A 14,537-nucleotide genomic window follows, 5' to 3' on the forward strand; every position below is an offset into this window, starting at 1 on the left:
GGGTAGAGACGTTTCATGAAACGTCTCTACAGCAGGTCTTAATTTACCTGAGATAATGCTTCTTGTAAGCGTGCTTTGTCCAGTTCTTTTTGATGTAAAATTACCCAAGATTCAGTTAAATCAGGGCCATGAACATCGCCTGTTAAAGCGGCTCTTAAACTCCGCATTACTACACCTTTTTTCAGGTTTTGTTCTTTTGTTACCTGTTTAATAATTCCTTGGGCTGATTCTGCGGTTAATTCCTGATTATCCAGAGCATTTTTAATTGCTTCTAAGGCAGTTTTTGCGCCTTCTTGTTGTAATTGTGCTTTGCCTTCTTCAGTGAATTCTACTTGAGAAACGAAGAAATAGCGGCTCATTTCTACTGGATCGGGAACAGCAGTAATGTCAGGAATGTTGGTTAACATTTCGGTTAACCAAGCTCGATCGCTAACTGGTAAACGAATCAAACTAGGGCCAATTAAAGCGGCGATTTTTTCTAGCCAAGGGCGATCGCTCTCTGGATCAAATTTAAACCCTGCTTCTTGCCAGTAAGGAATTAGCAAATCGGTTAATTCATTGACTGGTAATTTATGTAAATATTGACTGTTAATCCAATTCAATTTATCCCAGTCAAATTTGGCTCCCGCTTTGTTAACTCGGTCAAAAGTAAATTCGGTTGCAGCTTGTTCTAAAGTAAAGATTTCTTTAGTAGAATCTGGCGGCGACCAACCTAACAAAGTCATGTAATTTGCCAAAGCTTCCGGGGTAAATCCTAACTTTTTAAAGTCAAAAATCGATGTTACACCTTTGCGTTTAGAAAGCTTTTGTCCTTGCTTATTTAAAATTAAAGGAGTGTGGGAAAATTCGGGAACTGCTGCACCCAAAGCTTCATAAAGGAGAATTTGTTTGGCAGTATTGGCAATGTGATCTTCGCCGCGAATGACATGAGTAATTTGCATATCAATGTCATCTACAACTACAGCCAAATTGTACAAAGGTTGACCGAAATCTTCAGTTTCAGAACGACGGGCAATGACCATATCACCACCTAAATCGCTGCCTTTCCAGGTGATTCTTCCCCTCACCATATCGTTCCAAGAAATTTCGCGATCGTCATCAATTTTAAAACGAATTACTGGTCTTCTTCCCTCAGCTTCAAAAGCAGCTTGTTGTTCCGGTGTTAAATTTCGATGTCGGTTATCATAGCGGGGTGCTTCTTTTCTCGCTGTTTGCGCCGCCCGCATTTGTTCGAGTTCTTCTTCAGTGGAATAACACCGATAAGCCAAACCTTTATCTAATAGTTTTTGGATAGCTTGGCGATATAAATCCAATCTTTTTGTTTGAAAAAATGGCCCTTCATCCCAATTTAATCCTAGCCATTTTAGACCTTCAAGGATATTTTCTGTGTATTCGGGGCGCGATCGTTCTAAGTCTGTATCTTCAATTCGCAAAATAAATGTCCCACCTTGATGACGGGCAAACAACCAGTTAAATACAGCTGTTCTTGCCGTACCGATGTGTAAATTTCCTGTGGGACTTGGGGCGATTCTAACTCTTACTGTCACAATAAATTCTCCGACATGGCATGATCGCAGATGTTCAGGTCTTAATTTCAATTTTCAGACCTATTTTTCTTGTTAATAGCGTTATTGGCGATCGATAAATTTGCGATCGGGCAATTGAGTCTTTCCTTACTCTTTTGCCTCTCCCTCTGATGAGGTAACGCTTTTCAATTGTAACCGTAAATGTGTATTTGGTGAGTGGCGATCGATATTTTTTTTGAACCACGTTAGCGCAGCGATTCGCGATAGCGAATTAGACGCGAAGGACACGAAGAAAGAGGAGAGGAAGAGAAGACTTGAAAATTGATTTAGGATTAGCTATAGCCTCTTCGTCTTCTCCTTCGCGCTCTTCGCGTCTTCGCGGTTCCATAAAATCTTTTATAATAATTATTGAGGATTGCTATCTAATATGTATTAATTATAAGTAGAAAATCAAAGTGTTTGAGGCTAATTTATGGTTCATCAAGAACAAATCAATATTTCAACTAAGGGAAATGGCGATATGCACGACTTGACGGAAAAAGTAAATCAGGTTGTGAAAAAATCGGGAATTCAACAGGGCATGGTAAATGTATTTAATGTTGGTAGTACGGGGGCGATCGGGGCAATTGAATTTGAACCGGGATTGCAAAGAGATTTACCGGAAATTCTTAATAAATTGATTCCTCCAAGTCGGGATTATTTTCACGAACAAACGTGGCATGATGGTAATGGACATTCTCATTTACAAGCTACTTGGCTTGGCCCTTCTTTGACTGTGCCGATCGCTAATGGTAAATTAGTTTTGGGAACTTGGCAACAAATTTTTCACATTGATTGTGATAACAAAGCACGTCAAAGAAAGGTCATGATTACTGTTTATGGCGAGTGAATCAATCAACTTTTGTATTGTAAACACCCCAATCTTCAATTCCTTGGGATTTGAGGATTGATTCGGCGCGATCGATCTCCGACAAATCGCCATCTACGACAAATAAATAGTTGCCTTGAGAAAGGCGATCGCTATAAATATTTGCTTGTTCGTTAGAAACTCCATTTCCTAAAACAGCGCCAATAATTGTACCACCAACAGCACCATAAAAACTGCCAGCTAATGTGCCAAAAATTGCCGCTTGAGAACCTGCAAAAAATATTGGCCCTAATCCTGGTATCACCAAAGAACTTAAGCCTAATAATAAACCACCAAGACCCCCCAAAGCACCACCAGTAAGAGCACCTTTTCCAATACCTTCAGCCGTTTTATCGCGTACATATTGGTTAGGATCTTCCGTCAGTTCTTGACCTTCGCTAGAATCACGTCCGATCACAGAAATTTTCTCGATCGGGAAGTTAGCTTTTTTCAATTCGTTAAGTGCTGCTTCGACATTTTCTCGATTCGGAAATACCCCGACAGCACGGTTTTCCTGTGTAGTTACAGCCATGTTTTTTGCTCCTTTTTTACTTGGGTTTATTGATAATTTTTTGCTCATCGATAATTGTTGACTTTGGCTTTTTTCATTCTTCTTTTTCGCTTCATTATCCAAAAGCAAAACGCCACAATTGAAACAATTACTATGAAGCTAGAAATGGTGCCAAGATATTTCTCTACTAACTGATAGTTTCGCCCTAGAAGATATCCAGCGAAAGTTAACAAAGCTACCCACAAAGCACTGCCAATTGTTGAGTAAAATAAAAATGGTACGATCGGCATATTATTTAAACCAGCAGGCACAGAAATAAAAGTGCGAATTCCTGGTATAATCCGACCAAAAAATACAGCTACTCCGCCATATTTGTCGAACCATTTTTTTGATTTTTCAATATCTTCCCCAGAAATATTTAACCACTTGCCATATCTATCAGCCCATCTTTTTAACCGTTTTTCCCCAACACTTATACCGATGCAATACCAGAACAAAGCACCTAGCAAAGAACCGATCGTTCCCGCCACAATTACAAAGGCAATATCTAGCTTTCCTTGGGTAGTGGTAAATCCTGCCAAAGGCATGATTAGTTCTGAAGGGATGGGAGGGAATAAGTTCTCTAAAAACATTAGTAGAACAATTCCCCAATACCCTAAATAGTTGATGCTACTTGTGATCCAGTCGAGCATTTATTAAGTAATGAAGAGTTAGTTATGAATCGTTTGCTTGGTCTAAACGTTCTGGGTTTTCCACACCGATCAATTTGTTCCAAAGTTGATAACCAACCTCGGTTTTGGGAACGTAATAATTATCAGTTCCAGCCTCCATATTAGCCATAGCTGTAAACTCTTCCCATTCTGGATCGTTAAGGTCAATATACTTCGCACCTTGTTGCAAACGAGTACCAGGTTCCAGCACAATAATTTGTTTTAATTCTTCACTGGAAAAGTCTGGCATTCGGCTATGCAATTCTTTAATTTCAAAAGCATTTAAAGCTGATGTTACTGGTGGGTGTTGTCCAGTCATTCCCTGATTTTTACCCGCTTCTCTATTGGGGTGTAAATCTTTATCCCACTCATCTGCTTTGGCATCATTTGGTGTGCCAACTTTTTGTTGTTGTGCCATTTTTATTTCTCCTTATTTCCAGCTTTTTGTTCTTCTCCGGGACGTTCAAGTGCAGGCGGAAAATCTACATATTCTTCGGCTCTATGCACTTCACTATTAAGAACTTCTTCCCGTAACATATCTTCGGGATCTACTGAATCGTCAGCAGCAGAAACAAACACATCATTTGCATTGGTGTTGGGTTTATTACTGCTGCCTTTATGACTTGCATGACCACCGGGCATAATTTTTACCTCTACTAGTGATAAGCGAATATATAATCACGGTAAAGATAAAAGTTTGGCGATTACACTATCTTAGGGTGTAGGGAATAGTAATTTTTTAAACCGCTCCAGGCGCTCCAGGAAGCTCCAGGAAAGAGAAGGACTGAGATAAGAGTACCTTGAGGCTCCCGCCTCTGTTTTTCGTTACCAGGTTCAACCTGGTAACGAGATCTGGGAGGTTCTACCCCCCCGGCTGCAAGATCTCAGAGGAGGGATTTACTAAGTTGAAAAAGTTTAGTTTGGGTTTAATTTGTTGTTAAGGTTAGGTTTTCTGGATCAACCATTTATTGAAATTAATGGTCAATCTTCCGAGTAGCGAATTTATCCTTTCTCGCAGAGGAAACAGCTTTTCTAATAATAAGAGAACCAGAAAAATTCCTAAGACGATCGCCGGAGTGTAAGCCAACATTTACTCAACCTTTAATGCACTAACGAAGCCCGCTGATGTTGTAAAAACCACTCATATAATGCGGGGTTATTATAAGTTTCCGTCCAAGAATCATGCCCAGCTTCCGGGTAAACAGTAAACTTAACATCGCCCCCAAATTTTCTGACAGCCTGTACCATTTTTTCCGATTCACTCAGGGCAACTATGTTATCTTTTGCTCCATGAAATGCCCATACAGGCAGATTTTTTAAATAAAAAGCTGCACCTACATCTCCACCACCACAAACGGGCGCAACAGCAGCAAAAAGATCGGGTTTAGCAGCTGCTAAATGCCAAGTACCATAACCACCCATACTTAAACCAGTTAAGTAAATTCTTTCGGGGTCTATTTTGTAATTTGCAAGTGCCTCATCCAGTAATCTAATCAATAACGGTATTGCCCAATATTGCTGATGAGGACATTGAGGCGAAACCACAATAAAAGGAAAATTTGGTTGTTCTTCCACAACTCTAGCAACCCCATGTCTTTTTACATATTCCAGGTCATTACCTCGTTCACCTGCACCATGTAAAAACAGAATTAAGGGCAATTTTTCTTTTGTTTCGTAACCTTTCGGTAGAAACAGTAAATAGTTGTAAGTTCGATTTCCAATGATTTCTTGTTGCATCACACCCACTCTAAAATCTAACTTTTTGCTAAATATTGATCGAACCACTGACGCGCCATTTTCGCTATCTCTTCTAACGCCCCAGGTTCTTCAAAAAGGTGACTAGCACCAGGAACAATTTCTAACTTTTTCTCCCCTGATAATTGCCCCAATGCTTGCTGATTCATTTCAATTACAGGCTGATCTTTTTCACCTACAATTAGTAATGTTGGTGCTTTTACATTTCCTAAAGATGATTCAGCTAAATCAGGTCTTCCGCCCCGCGAAACTACTGCACCCACAGCATCAGGAAATTGCGCCGCTGCGACTAATGCTGCTGCTGCACCAGTACTAGCCCCAAAGTAGCCAATTTTCAGTTTTTGCATATCTAAATTTTGGGCAACCCATTGTGTTGCATCAATCAATCTTTCCGCTAAAAAAGTAATATTAAAACGGAATTCTTGATTTTCTCGATCGCTAGCTTCTTCATCGCGTGTAAGTAAATCGAATAGCAGCGTCGAAAACCCCGCTTTATTTAACTCTTCTGCCACATATTGATTGCGGGGACTATTGCGACTGCTACCGCTACCATGAGCAAATAAAATGATACCTCGCGCAGTTTCCGGTTGAGTTAAACTACCTTCTAAATTAATTGAACCTGATGCAATCCAAACTTTTTGATTGTTGTATTCCAGTGTTTTATTCATATTCATCTGTGTTTATCTGTGTTTATCTGTGGATATGCGAATTTAAATGCTTAACTAAACTGTCTAAAGTTTCTGCCATCTGGCGATCGCGCAAATTCCAAGAAGACACCCGATCGCTAAACATAGAACGGTAATATTCTTCAGCATTTTTCACCAAACGGGCATTTTGTTCCGCACTGTTCTCCGGCAACAGCTAACGGAAGAGTTTTTCCGCTAGGTCGTTCTTATCTTCACGCTATCGGCTACTATTTTTTTACTCTTCTATCGAATGAGAGGTATTCAATCTCTGTCGAGAGAGTTATACCGTAGATTTACTGTAGTATTCTTAATTTTGTCAGTGTATTTTACTAAAAGAGGTTTTTTTGCAGTATCCAGCGTTATCAAATTCCAGTACTGGCGATCGCACCGCAATATTTGATGGCGAAGCTTACTGCTCAATCTGAAAAGGAGAAAGTTGTGGTAAGTTTACAATCTGAAACAGGCAACGGCGTTGTCATTTCAACAGACAATGCGGATACTACTATCAAATACAACCGGGCGATGGAACAATTGATTTTAGTAGTACAAGAATTATCTTTAGCCCGGAATTTAGAAACTATTATGGCGATCGTTCGGGTAGCTGCACGTTTCCTCACAGATGCAGATGGCGCTAGCTTTATATTGCGGGATCAAGACCAATGTTTTTATGCTGATGAAGATTCAATTGCACCACTTTGGAAAGGGCAAAGATTCCCCATGAAAATTTGTCTTGGGGGTTGGACAATGAGGAATCGTCAGCCAGCTATTATTTCAGATATTTATGGAGATGAGCGAATTCCTTACGTTGCTTATCAACCAACTTTTGTCAGAAGTTTGGCAATGGTGCCAATTCGGACTTTAGATCCGATCGGTGCTATTGGTGTTTATTGGGCAAACTTACATCAACCGACAATTCAAGAGGTAAAGTTGCTGCAAGCATTGGCGGATACAACAGCTGTAGCAATGGAAAATGTCCAAGTTTACAGCGAATTGGAAGCAAGAGTTCGTCAACGCACGGCGGAGTTAGAAGCTGTTAATACTAAATTGCTCCAAGAAGTTCAAGAACGGCAACAAGCGGAAGCACAAGTAAGACAGTTGTCCTTAACAGATGAATTAACTAATTTACATAATCGTCGAGGGTTTTTTGTCTTAGCAGAACAGCAGTTAAAAGTAGCGCATCGCTTAAATAGTCATTACTGTCTGTTATTTATTGATTTGGATGGATTGAAGCAAATTAATGATAAGTTAGGTCATGAAATGGGCGATCGAGCAATTGTAGATGCTGCCCGAATTTTCCAAAAATCTTGTCGGGAAGCAGATATTTTGGCGCGTCTTGGTGGAGATGAATTTGTGATTTTTGCCACTAGTGATTTAGATGATGTAGGGAAAATTTGCGATCGTTTACAAGCTAATGTTGCTCTGTTTAACCAAAACAGCGATCGCCCTTATCAACTTTCTATGAGTATTGGTGTTCAGTGTTGTTTACCTAAAGATAATGTGAGCTTGGAAACTTTACTTGCTCAAGCTGATGAATTGATGTATACGCAAAAGCGTAAGAAAAGGGTTGCTCATTCTTGAACAAAGCAAATCTCAACAAGGAATTTGCTATACACTGATTTATTTTGGATCAATCTGTCCATTTACTAAAGGGATATTTAATCAAGTTGGCGTTGAAGTATCTCGGATCGTGGGAAACTTCCATTCCCACCCATTCAGGCAATTCTATCACTTGATTTTCTGCTTTCAGTTCAACCTCAGCAATAATTAATCCGGCATTTTCCCCAAAAAATTCGTCTACTTCCCACATTAATTCCCCATGTTTAATCAAGTATCGATTTTTTTCAATCAATGGCGGTTCACACATCGTTTCTAGCATAGTTTGAGCGTCGCTCAAGGGAATTGGATATTCAAACTCTGCCCTAGAATTACCAACAGTTAAACCTTTAATTGTTAAATAACCTCGATCGCCTACAATACGTACCCGAACCACAGCTTCTTTTTTAGTGCAAATGTATCCTTGGCGGTAGGTGATGCCAGTGGCAAGCGATCGCCATTTGTCGCCATTAACCAGGAATTTGCGCTCAATTTCAATAGCCATGACTGATATTTTTCATCAACCCTTAGTGAAAGTAGTTTCACCTAATTGTAATGGGTTATAGCTGTAAAAGATTAAACCTCTAGCTAAATACTCATAAATCCAAAAGTTATGAAAATTTGACAAATCAGACCAATACTGTATACTGAATAACTGACATTCGAGTAAATTCATTATATTGATTTTGCCAAATTATGCTAGAATATAATAATAAAGTAAACAGTTATACATTTCTACTGGTTTAAATCACTTGTATCTTTCTGTACTTGGGAATTGATAGTAAGCTAGATATGCTCGTTAATCTTTAGCAAATACTATGGAAAGGAGACCGACTTGACAAGGTAGAGGAACTTACTGCTCTGGCTGAAAGAAAGATAGCATTCTCTCTAAAAATAATGGGCCAACCTAACCTTAGTCACTCTGCCTAAAAGCAGAATGGCAGAGTAACCAAAAATTACCCCCTAAAGAGAATGTATATTAGCCAAAAATCGACTATTTTTATAGTGTTACTATTCTTTCATTGTTGACTTTTTATGAGCGCAAACATTTCTCAACTGTACCGAAAATCCTTACAACCCTATGTCGATCCTGAAATCCTAGAAGGAGTAGATTATCTACCCGAAATACCCGAAACAACAGTAAATGCACCAGGCGTTGCTGCACACCAAGGTCGGCAAAGACAAAAGTTCTTGATTTTAGTATTAACAGGATTGTGTTTGATTGGGATCACCTACAATCATGCAACTAATCTGGGACAAAAGCTGCCTGTGTTTCCGATCATGACTCATTCCGCTAGCAACTAGGCAATTCAGAATTAATTGAAAATAAAAATTCAATTGGGAGCAGATTTACCGATAGCAATCTTGCGGAAACAGGCGCAAAATTGATAAGTGCCAATATTGATAATGGCTTAGCAAAAAAGCATTTCTGAGGATACAAAATTCTTATGTAATAGATCCTAACTAGCCCCCTTAAAAAGGGGGGAACTTTTAAGCCCCCTATTGAAGGGGGTTGGGGGATCTCAGTACGTAAGTCCTATAGTAAAGACGATCGCGGCTGGCATAATTTTAGGCACTATAAATATCAAGCCGTCGATCATCCGATAAAGTTTTAAGTTTTTTAAGTTATTGAAATTGGACTTGTCCTGCTTGTAAATAAAGGGCTTGGTTTTGCAATGTTTTGGCTTCAGCAGGACTCAAACCCCATTGTTGTTGTGCTTGTTGCGTGCTAGGTACTGGTCTTAATACACCCGTTAAATTAAGAGTTTGTCCGGGTTTAATTACAATTTTATTTTCTGCACTTCCGGCATCTAATGCTGGTTCAAGAACGACAAAAACTGGCTGACCATTTGGTTGTCCGATCCAAAAAGTGCGATCGCCATTTACATTTTGAACTCTCACATTTGTTAACTGAACCTGTCTATTTAAAATCGATTGTCTATCTGATGTATTAGCAATTACAGCTACATCAGTAATTGGTTCGCTGGGAGCAGCCGCCTGGTTGGCAGTAGGTGAAACTTGGGTATCAGGAGTAGTAACAGCACTGGGAGAAGCAGCTGTTGGCGACTGAGGTACGGGAGTAGCAACAATTGTGTTAGCGGGAACAGGAGAGGGAGTAACAACCACAGTCGTTGGTGCGGGAGTTGGGGTAACAACTACAGTTGGTGTTGGGGTAGGGGTAACAACTACTGTGGGAGTTGCTTGGGGAGTGGTATTAACGTTGGGATTTTCCGCAGTTCGATTTTCGCAAGCAGCGATCGTACTTGTTAAGAGTAATAAACAAGTTGCTTTACCGAGCAAATTCCTTTTTTGTCTTAAGTTATTATTGACTTGCATCTTTAAAAAATCCTCCTAAATTATGCTTTTTTGAAATTACAATCACCTTAGAAATCAGTAGTCAACTGCGCTTCTATCTTATGGAATACAGTTGCTAACGTTTTCTTCTTGTATCACCTAAACGTTTGATTAATCCTGGTAATCCTATTTTTTTAGAACGCCGTCGATTTACTCTGTTAGTAGCAAGTGATTCCCTAGCAGCATCTACGTCTTCTTTATAGGGAATTCCTTGCTGAATGCGATCGTCCCTAGTCAGAGAAACAGCATCTTCATCAGGCATAATTTGCGAGCCAAAACTTCTGGCATAAACTTGGGTAAACTCTGCGCCAAAAAATAATATTTGAGCCGCATAATAAACCCAAGCCAGGATAATTATTAGTGAACCAGCTGCACCGTAAGTAGAACCAAAACTACCTTTTCCCAAATACCAACCGAGCAAAAATCTACCAATACTGAATAGTAAAGAAGTAATTATCGCTCCAATCCAAACATCTCCCCAAGTGATCTGTACATTGGGGAGAAATTTGAAAATCATGGCAAACAAAAAGCTAGTTATGCCAAAAGAAATGAGAAAATTAACTACTTGCCAAAGTACGTCAAAACCTGGTACTAAGTGACTAAAATAACTACTAATTGCTGATAAAGTAGCGCTAATAATCAGAGATACCAGCAATAAAAACCCAATCCCTAACACCATTGTAAAAGATAAAACGTTGCGCCGGACAAAACCTTTAACAGGACGACCAGGTTTTGGTTGAACTTCCCAAATAGTATTTAAAGCATCTTGAAGTTGAGCAAATACCCCAATAGCACCGAATAATAAAGCACCAATACTAATAATAGAAGCGATACTTCCTGTGGCTGGTTGATTAGCATTTTGAATTGCGGTTTCAATTACTTCTGCACCACTTCTGCCAACTAAACCTTGAATTTGAGCAACAATTTCCCCTCTGGCGGCTTCTTCTCCGAATACTAGTCCGGCGATCGCAATTACAATTACTAACAAAGGTGCAATAGAAAAAATCGTATAATAAGCTAAAGCTGCTGCTAAACGCGAAGCTTTATCTTCATTCCATTCATCAAAAGTTTGTTTCAGTAATTGCCATATTGTCCGCAAATTTAGCCGGTTTATTCTCATTCTAAAATTTGCTCTTTGTTTGAGATTTTGTGACATTTTTAATATCGAGTTTATGGTTTAACTTCATTAATTTATATTTACTAGCAATCCCCAAATCTTGCATCTATCCAACGAGCTAAATCAATTTTAAAGTTATCGCAATTTCTGAGGTGACTCCGCTGATTCTGAATTGCTAAAACCATTGTTTTTATTGCCTTTTTCCTTCTACCTTAGAGCCTTCTGCTATATCACCTTTTCGGCTTCTATCTTTAGGCTGAGTGACAATATTATGAGTTTGGAGTTTACTAAAAATAGAGCTAAAAATGGGAAAATGCAACTTACACAAAGAGTGGCGCTAATTACAGGCGCGGGTTCAGGAATTGGTAAAGCTGCCGCTCATTTGCTGGCAAAAGAAGGCGCTAAAGTTGCAGCTTTAGGTTTGACAGAAGAAGAAGTTTCGCAAACTGTTAGTCAAATTCATAGCAATGGTGGAGAAGCAATTACTTTAATTGCTGATATTTCCCAACCCGAACCAATGCAAAAAGCAATTCAACAAATTGTCGATAAATGGGGGAGAATTGATATTGTTTTTGCCAATGCGGGGATTAATGGAGTTTGGGCACCAATTGAAGAATTACAACCCGAAGAGTGGGATAAAACTTTAAATGTAAATTTGAAAGGAACTTTTTTAACAGTTAAATATGCTGTTCCTTATTTAAAAAAACAAGGCGGTTCTGTAATTATTACTTCCTCTGTTAATGGCACAAGAATTTTTAGTAATACTGGTGCAACGGCTTATTCTTGTTCTAAAGCGGCGCAAGTTGCCTTTACTAAAATGATCGCTTTGGAATTAGCAGAACATCGCGTGCGGGTAAATGTAATTTGTCCGGGAGCAATTGAAACTAACATTAATGAAAGCACCCAAAAACGTCATTTAGAACAGGTGAAAGAACCTGTAGAATTTCCCGAAGGAGAAATTCCTTTAACAGATGGCGAACCTGGAAAATCGGAACAAGTGGCGCAGTTGGTGTTATTTTTAGCTAGTGATGCTTCTAACCATATTAGCGGCACAGAAATTTGGATTGATGGAGCACAATCTTTGTTACAAGGTTAATTATGATTAAGTCTGTTGTAACGACTTTAGTCGTATATTCCTGGGATAAAAGGACTAAAGTCCTTACAACAAGCGATTTTATGATTGTTTGACCAAGGGTGGTAGTTGCTATTTCTTCTAAGGCATCAATAGCATTGGTGGTTCATCAATACTTGATTTAATTGTCCGGTGTAGCATTCAACTACAGGAAGTTCGCTGTATTTTGTTACTATGTTAATGGTGGGTCGATAGGGGTAATTTATGAATTACCCCTACGACGGTGAGAGTGTCAACCTGGTAATTAGGCAATTACTGTTTCTTCTCCTTTTAACTGTTTGAGCAAATCTAATGTTTGTTGATAAGCGGTGATATTATCTTGAAAAAGGAAGTTATGAGCCGCTTTTCGTAAGTCGAGTAATGCTTGGCGTTCATTTCCTAATTGATAGTAAGCTATACCTCGGTTGGCGTAAGCTTCGGCGTAATTGGGGTTAAGTTTTAAGGCTACAGTTAAGTCTTCAATAGCTGCGGTATAATTTGAAATGCGTTGATTAGCACAAGCACGATTAAAGTAAGTTCGGTAATCTTGTTGATTTAAGTGAATAGCTTGGTTAAAATCTGCGATCGCTCCCACACTGTCATTTAACATTAAGCGAATTGTGCCGCGATCGTTATAAACTTGTGCTAATTGAAATCTATCTTGTACAGGCATTAAACTTAAAGTTTTATTATAATCCCTAATTGCCCCTTGATAATCTGGTAATTCACTTTTAACTAAAGCTCGATTGTAATAAGCGCGAAAATCAATCGGTTTTAATTTAATTACTTGGTTATAATCTGCGATCGCACCCTGATAATTTCCTAGTTTATAGTAAGCCAAACCTCGATTCAAAAAAGATTCTGTATTTTGCGAATTTAAACTTACTGCTTGCGTACAATCTTGAATTGCACTTTCATATTCTTCCAGTTGTAAATAAGCCAAACACCGATTACTAAAAGCCGCAGAAAAATCCTTTTTTAAATCAATTGCGTTGCTAAAATCTTGTACAGCTTTCGGGTAATTTTGGCTTTGCATTTGCTGTACACCTGCCCGAAAAAACTCCTGTGCGCTCATCTGAACAGACGAATTTGCTAGACTGAGCGCTGTAGCAGGAGGTGAGTAAATTAGAAAAGCCAAAGTGATGCACAAGCTGACCAATAATTGAACTAAATAACTCATAATTCCGATCTCCTTGAGCATCTCTCTTAGCAAAATTTACAGCCAAAAATTTTCCCGAAAGTTAAACTTTTTTCCACCCTTTTGCGGAACTTTCTAACACATAGGTAGCCACATCTTCAATTTGCTGAGCGTTGAGTCTACCTTTAAAAGCAGGCATACCAGCTTTACCTTTTGTTACCTGAGTGACAATCGCTTCCAGGGAATTCATTCCATACTTTTCTAAATCAGCCTTTGCCAAAGTTTTGCTAGGATTAACTACATTCTTTCCCCCAGCATGACAAGCAGCACAATTGGCGCTAAAAATTTTCGCGCCGCTAGCAACATCACCCGCGAGAACGGGGCGGACAAAGGTAAAATTGAATACTATACTCAACAGCAAAATGATGGACAAAATCTTTTTCACAGTGTTCTCCTCTGACAAGTTGTTGCATTTAGCAGACATACCTGGATCATTTTGAAGAAAACTGCTTTTTTTGTCAAAAGACAGGCTGTAAAACTTCCCAGAAAACACTTATAATCAACAAAACTGCAATTTTACGACGTTAGCCAAAACCCCAGATCTATCTGGGGTATTAATCTCTATTTGCTAACAAGGTTCGATCCTCCCCGGAGCCCCCCCCTAAAAGATCCCCCCGGGAGCCCCCCTTTGTAAGGGAAGAGGGGGATCTACAGGGGAGATTTACGAGGCTGAAAAACCGGGGTGGTCTGGACTGCTCCTGAAATTTTACTTAAGCCTTCCTAAACCTCCTCAAAAGATATGCTAAACTGCCAGGATGAGGAAGTTAACCAGAGCAGAAGCAGCAAAAATCAAACGAGTGTCGGTTTCCAGGTTGAGGAGGTGGGAAGCCGAAGGAAGGCTTGCACTAAAAACAAAAAAGTCGTAGAGGAGTTAAGAGAAATTGCTCAAAAGCTTTAAGACAAGACTAAACCTAAACAACAAACAAAGAACTTTGGCGGCTTCACACGCTGGAGTTTCTCGTCACGCCTGGAATTGGGGGTTAGATATTTGTCTAAAAGCAATGGATGCTGGCATGAAATTACCAACAGCTATCGACTTGCATAAGCGATTGGTAGCAGAAGTGAAAT

General features: G+C 39.3%; 18 protein-coding genes and 2 pseudogenes. 6 read left to right on the plus strand and 14 right to left on the minus strand.

Annotated elements, in window-relative coordinates:
* Positions 1-38: 38 nt before the first annotated feature.
* Positions 39-1,547 (minus strand): glutamate--tRNA ligase, encoded by a 1,509-nt coding sequence (gene gltX / locus ACE1CC_RS02035; protein ID WP_413268806.1) that lies wholly within the window; start codon positions 1,545-1,547, stop codon positions 39-41.
* 451 nt (positions 1,548-1,998) lie between these two features.
* Here gltX and ACE1CC_RS02040 point away from each other — a divergent pair, with 451 nt between their 5' ends.
* Positions 1,999-2,415, plus strand: coding sequence for a secondary thiamine-phosphate synthase enzyme YjbQ (locus ACE1CC_RS02040; protein ID WP_413268807.1), 417 nt, complete (start codon positions 1,999-2,001; stop codon positions 2,413-2,415).
* A gap of 1 nt (position 2,416) precedes the next feature.
* Here ACE1CC_RS02040 and ACE1CC_RS02045 read toward each other — a convergent pair whose 3' ends face one another.
* The 8 genes and pseudogenes from ACE1CC_RS02045 to ACE1CC_RS02080 all read right to left on the minus strand — a co-directional run.
* Positions 2,417-2,965 carry a general stress protein gene (locus ACE1CC_RS02045; RefSeq protein WP_413268808.1) on the minus strand — a complete coding sequence of 183 codons (549 nt, stop codon included), beginning with the start codon at positions 2,963-2,965 and terminating at the stop codon, positions 2,417-2,419.
* A 44-nt stretch (positions 2,966-3,009) separates the two neighbouring features.
* Entirely contained in the window at positions 3,010-3,636 is a 627-nt protein-coding gene (locus ACE1CC_RS02050; RefSeq protein ID WP_413268809.1) for a DedA family protein, read from the minus strand.
* Positions 3,637-3,658: 22 nt separating this feature from the next.
* On the minus strand, positions 3,659-4,072 hold the full coding sequence (locus tag ACE1CC_RS02055; protein ID WP_413268810.1) for a hypothetical protein: 414 nt from the start codon (positions 4,070-4,072) through the stop codon (positions 3,659-3,661).
* A gap of 2 nt (positions 4,073-4,074) precedes the next feature.
* The gene (locus ACE1CC_RS02060; RefSeq protein WP_413268811.1) at positions 4,075-4,296 is read right to left on the minus strand and encodes a hypothetical protein; all 222 of its coding nucleotides are present in this window, start codon (positions 4,294-4,296) and stop codon (positions 4,075-4,077) included.
* A 301-nt stretch (positions 4,297-4,597) separates the two neighbouring features.
* The gene (locus ACE1CC_RS02065) at positions 4,598-4,744 is read right to left on the minus strand and encodes a hypothetical protein (protein ID WP_413268812.1); all 147 of its coding nucleotides are present in this window, start codon (positions 4,742-4,744) and stop codon (positions 4,598-4,600) included.
* Between the two features lie 11 nt (positions 4,745-4,755).
* Positions 4,756-5,391, minus strand: a complete 636-nt coding sequence (locus ACE1CC_RS02070) for a carboxylesterase family protein (RefSeq protein WP_413268813.1) — start codon at positions 5,389-5,391, stop codon at positions 4,756-4,758.
* A 17-nt stretch (positions 5,392-5,408) separates the two neighbouring features.
* Positions 5,409-6,077 (minus strand): dienelactone hydrolase family protein, encoded by a 669-nt coding sequence (locus ACE1CC_RS02075; RefSeq protein WP_413268814.1) that lies wholly within the window; start codon positions 6,075-6,077, stop codon positions 5,409-5,411.
* A 40-nt stretch (positions 6,078-6,117) separates the two neighbouring features.
* Positions 6,118-6,252: pseudogene (locus tag ACE1CC_RS02080) on the minus strand (erythromycin esterase family protein); the annotation flags it as partial.
* A 365-nt stretch (positions 6,253-6,617) separates the two neighbouring features.
* On the opposite strand from ACE1CC_RS02080, the gene ACE1CC_RS02085 reads away from it, so the two are divergent.
* A complete protein-coding gene (locus ACE1CC_RS02085) occupies positions 6,618-7,673 on the plus strand; it encodes a GGDEF domain-containing protein (RefSeq protein ID WP_459563784.1) in 1,056 nt (351 codons plus the stop codon).
* Between the two features lie 49 nt (positions 7,674-7,722).
* Here the strand turns inward: ACE1CC_RS02085 and ACE1CC_RS02090 are convergent, their stop codons facing one another.
* A complete protein-coding gene (locus ACE1CC_RS02090; RefSeq protein ID WP_413268817.1) occupies positions 7,723-8,193 on the minus strand; it encodes a CYTH domain-containing protein in 471 nt (156 codons plus the stop codon).
* Between the two features lie 530 nt (positions 8,194-8,723).
* Between ACE1CC_RS02090 and ACE1CC_RS02095 the strand changes: the two genes are divergently transcribed.
* Entirely contained in the window at positions 8,724-8,993 is a 270-nt protein-coding gene (locus tag ACE1CC_RS02095) for a hypothetical protein (protein ID WP_413268818.1), read from the plus strand.
* 321 nt (positions 8,994-9,314) lie between these two features.
* On the opposite strand, the gene ACE1CC_RS02100 is transcribed toward ACE1CC_RS02095, so the two are convergent.
* Together ACE1CC_RS02100 and ACE1CC_RS02105 are read right to left on the minus strand one after the other, a co-directional pair.
* Positions 9,315-10,025, minus strand: coding sequence for a hypothetical protein (locus ACE1CC_RS02100; RefSeq protein WP_413268819.1), 711 nt, complete (start codon positions 10,023-10,025; stop codon positions 9,315-9,317).
* Positions 10,026-10,119: 94 nt separating this feature from the next.
* Positions 10,120-11,163 (minus strand): YihY/virulence factor BrkB family protein, encoded by a 1,044-nt coding sequence (locus tag ACE1CC_RS02105; RefSeq protein ID WP_413268820.1) that lies wholly within the window; start codon positions 11,161-11,163, stop codon positions 10,120-10,122.
* Between the two features lie 310 nt (positions 11,164-11,473).
* Between ACE1CC_RS02105 and ACE1CC_RS02110 the strand changes: the two genes are divergently transcribed.
* The gene (locus ACE1CC_RS02110) at positions 11,474-12,256 is read left to right on the plus strand and encodes an SDR family oxidoreductase (protein WP_413268821.1); all 783 of its coding nucleotides are present in this window, start codon (positions 11,474-11,476) and stop codon (positions 12,254-12,256) included.
* Positions 12,257-12,536: 280 nt separating this feature from the next.
* Here the strand turns inward: ACE1CC_RS02110 and ACE1CC_RS02115 are convergent, their stop codons facing one another.
* Positions 12,537-13,451 (minus strand): tetratricopeptide repeat protein, encoded by a 915-nt coding sequence (locus ACE1CC_RS02115; RefSeq protein WP_413268822.1) that lies wholly within the window; start codon positions 13,449-13,451, stop codon positions 12,537-12,539.
* Positions 13,452-13,512: 61 nt separating this feature from the next.
* On the minus strand, positions 13,513-13,854 hold the full coding sequence (petJ, locus tag ACE1CC_RS02120) for a cytochrome c6 PetJ (RefSeq protein ID WP_413268823.1): 342 nt from the start codon (positions 13,852-13,854) through the stop codon (positions 13,513-13,515).
* Between the two features lie 370 nt (positions 13,855-14,224).
* On the opposite strand from petJ, the pseudogene ACE1CC_RS36690 reads away from it, so the two are divergent.
* Both ACE1CC_RS36690 and ACE1CC_RS02125 read left to right on the plus strand, forming a co-directional pair.
* Positions 14,225-14,311, plus strand: a pseudogene (locus tag ACE1CC_RS36690) (IS607 family transposase); the annotation flags it as partial.
* Between the two features lie 39 nt (positions 14,312-14,350).
* A partial coding sequence (locus tag ACE1CC_RS02125) for a helix-turn-helix domain-containing protein (protein ID WP_413271863.1) occupies positions 14,351-14,537 on the plus strand: 187 nt, incomplete at its 3' end.

It is taken from the genome of Floridaenema aerugineum BLCC-F46 (assembly GCF_041929345.1).
Taxonomy (GTDB): domain Bacteria; phylum Cyanobacteriota; class Cyanobacteriia; order Cyanobacteriales; family Aerosakkonemataceae; genus Floridanema; species Floridanema aerugineum.

Excerpts from the sequence above, each read along its gene's own strand:
- ACE1CC_RS02110 (WP_413268821.1), top strand. The coding sequence starts at position 11,474 with ATGCAACTTACACAAAGAGTGGCGCTAATTACAGGCGCGGGTTCAGGA.
- ACE1CC_RS02095 (WP_413268818.1), top strand. The coding sequence starts at position 8,724 with ATGAGCGCAAACATTTCTCAACTGTACCGAAAATCCTTACAACCCTAT.
- ACE1CC_RS02065 (WP_413268812.1), bottom strand. The coding sequence starts at position 4,744 with ATGTTGGCTTACACTCCGGCGATCGTCTTAGGAATTTTTCTGGTTCTC.
- ACE1CC_RS02050 (WP_413268809.1), bottom strand. The coding sequence starts at position 3,636 with ATGCTCGACTGGATCACAAGTAGCATCAACTATTTAGGGTATTGGGGA.
- ACE1CC_RS02075 (WP_413268814.1), bottom strand. The coding sequence starts at position 6,077 with ATGAATAAAACACTGGAATACAACAATCAAAAAGTTTGGATTGCATCA.
- ACE1CC_RS02090 (WP_413268817.1), bottom strand. The coding sequence starts at position 8,193 with ATGGCTATTGAAATTGAGCGCAAATTCCTGGTTAATGGCGACAAATGG.
- ACE1CC_RS02055 (WP_413268810.1), bottom strand. The coding sequence starts at position 4,072 with ATGGCACAACAACAAAAAGTTGGCACACCAAATGATGCCAAAGCAGAT.
- ACE1CC_RS02040 (WP_413268807.1), top strand. The coding sequence starts at position 1,999 with ATGGTTCATCAAGAACAAATCAATATTTCAACTAAGGGAAATGGCGAT.
- ACE1CC_RS02045 (WP_413268808.1), bottom strand. The coding sequence starts at position 2,965 with ATGGCTGTAACTACACAGGAAAACCGTGCTGTCGGGGTATTTCCGAAT.
- ACE1CC_RS02115 (WP_413268822.1), bottom strand. The coding sequence starts at position 13,451 with ATGAGTTATTTAGTTCAATTATTGGTCAGCTTGTGCATCACTTTGGCT.
- ACE1CC_RS02070 (WP_413268813.1), bottom strand. The coding sequence starts at position 5,391 with ATGCAACAAGAAATCATTGGAAATCGAACTTACAACTATTTACTGTTT.
- ACE1CC_RS02085 (WP_459563784.1), top strand. The coding sequence starts at position 6,618 with ATGGAACAATTGATTTTAGTAGTACAAGAATTATCTTTAGCCCGGAAT.
- ACE1CC_RS02100 (WP_413268819.1), bottom strand. The coding sequence starts at position 10,025 with ATGCAAGTCAATAATAACTTAAGACAAAAAAGGAATTTGCTCGGTAAA.
- ACE1CC_RS02105 (WP_413268820.1), bottom strand. The coding sequence starts at position 11,163 with ATGAGAATAAACCGGCTAAATTTGCGGACAATATGGCAATTACTGAAA.
- ACE1CC_RS02060 (WP_413268811.1), bottom strand. The coding sequence starts at position 4,296 with ATGCCCGGTGGTCATGCAAGTCATAAAGGCAGCAGTAATAAACCCAAC.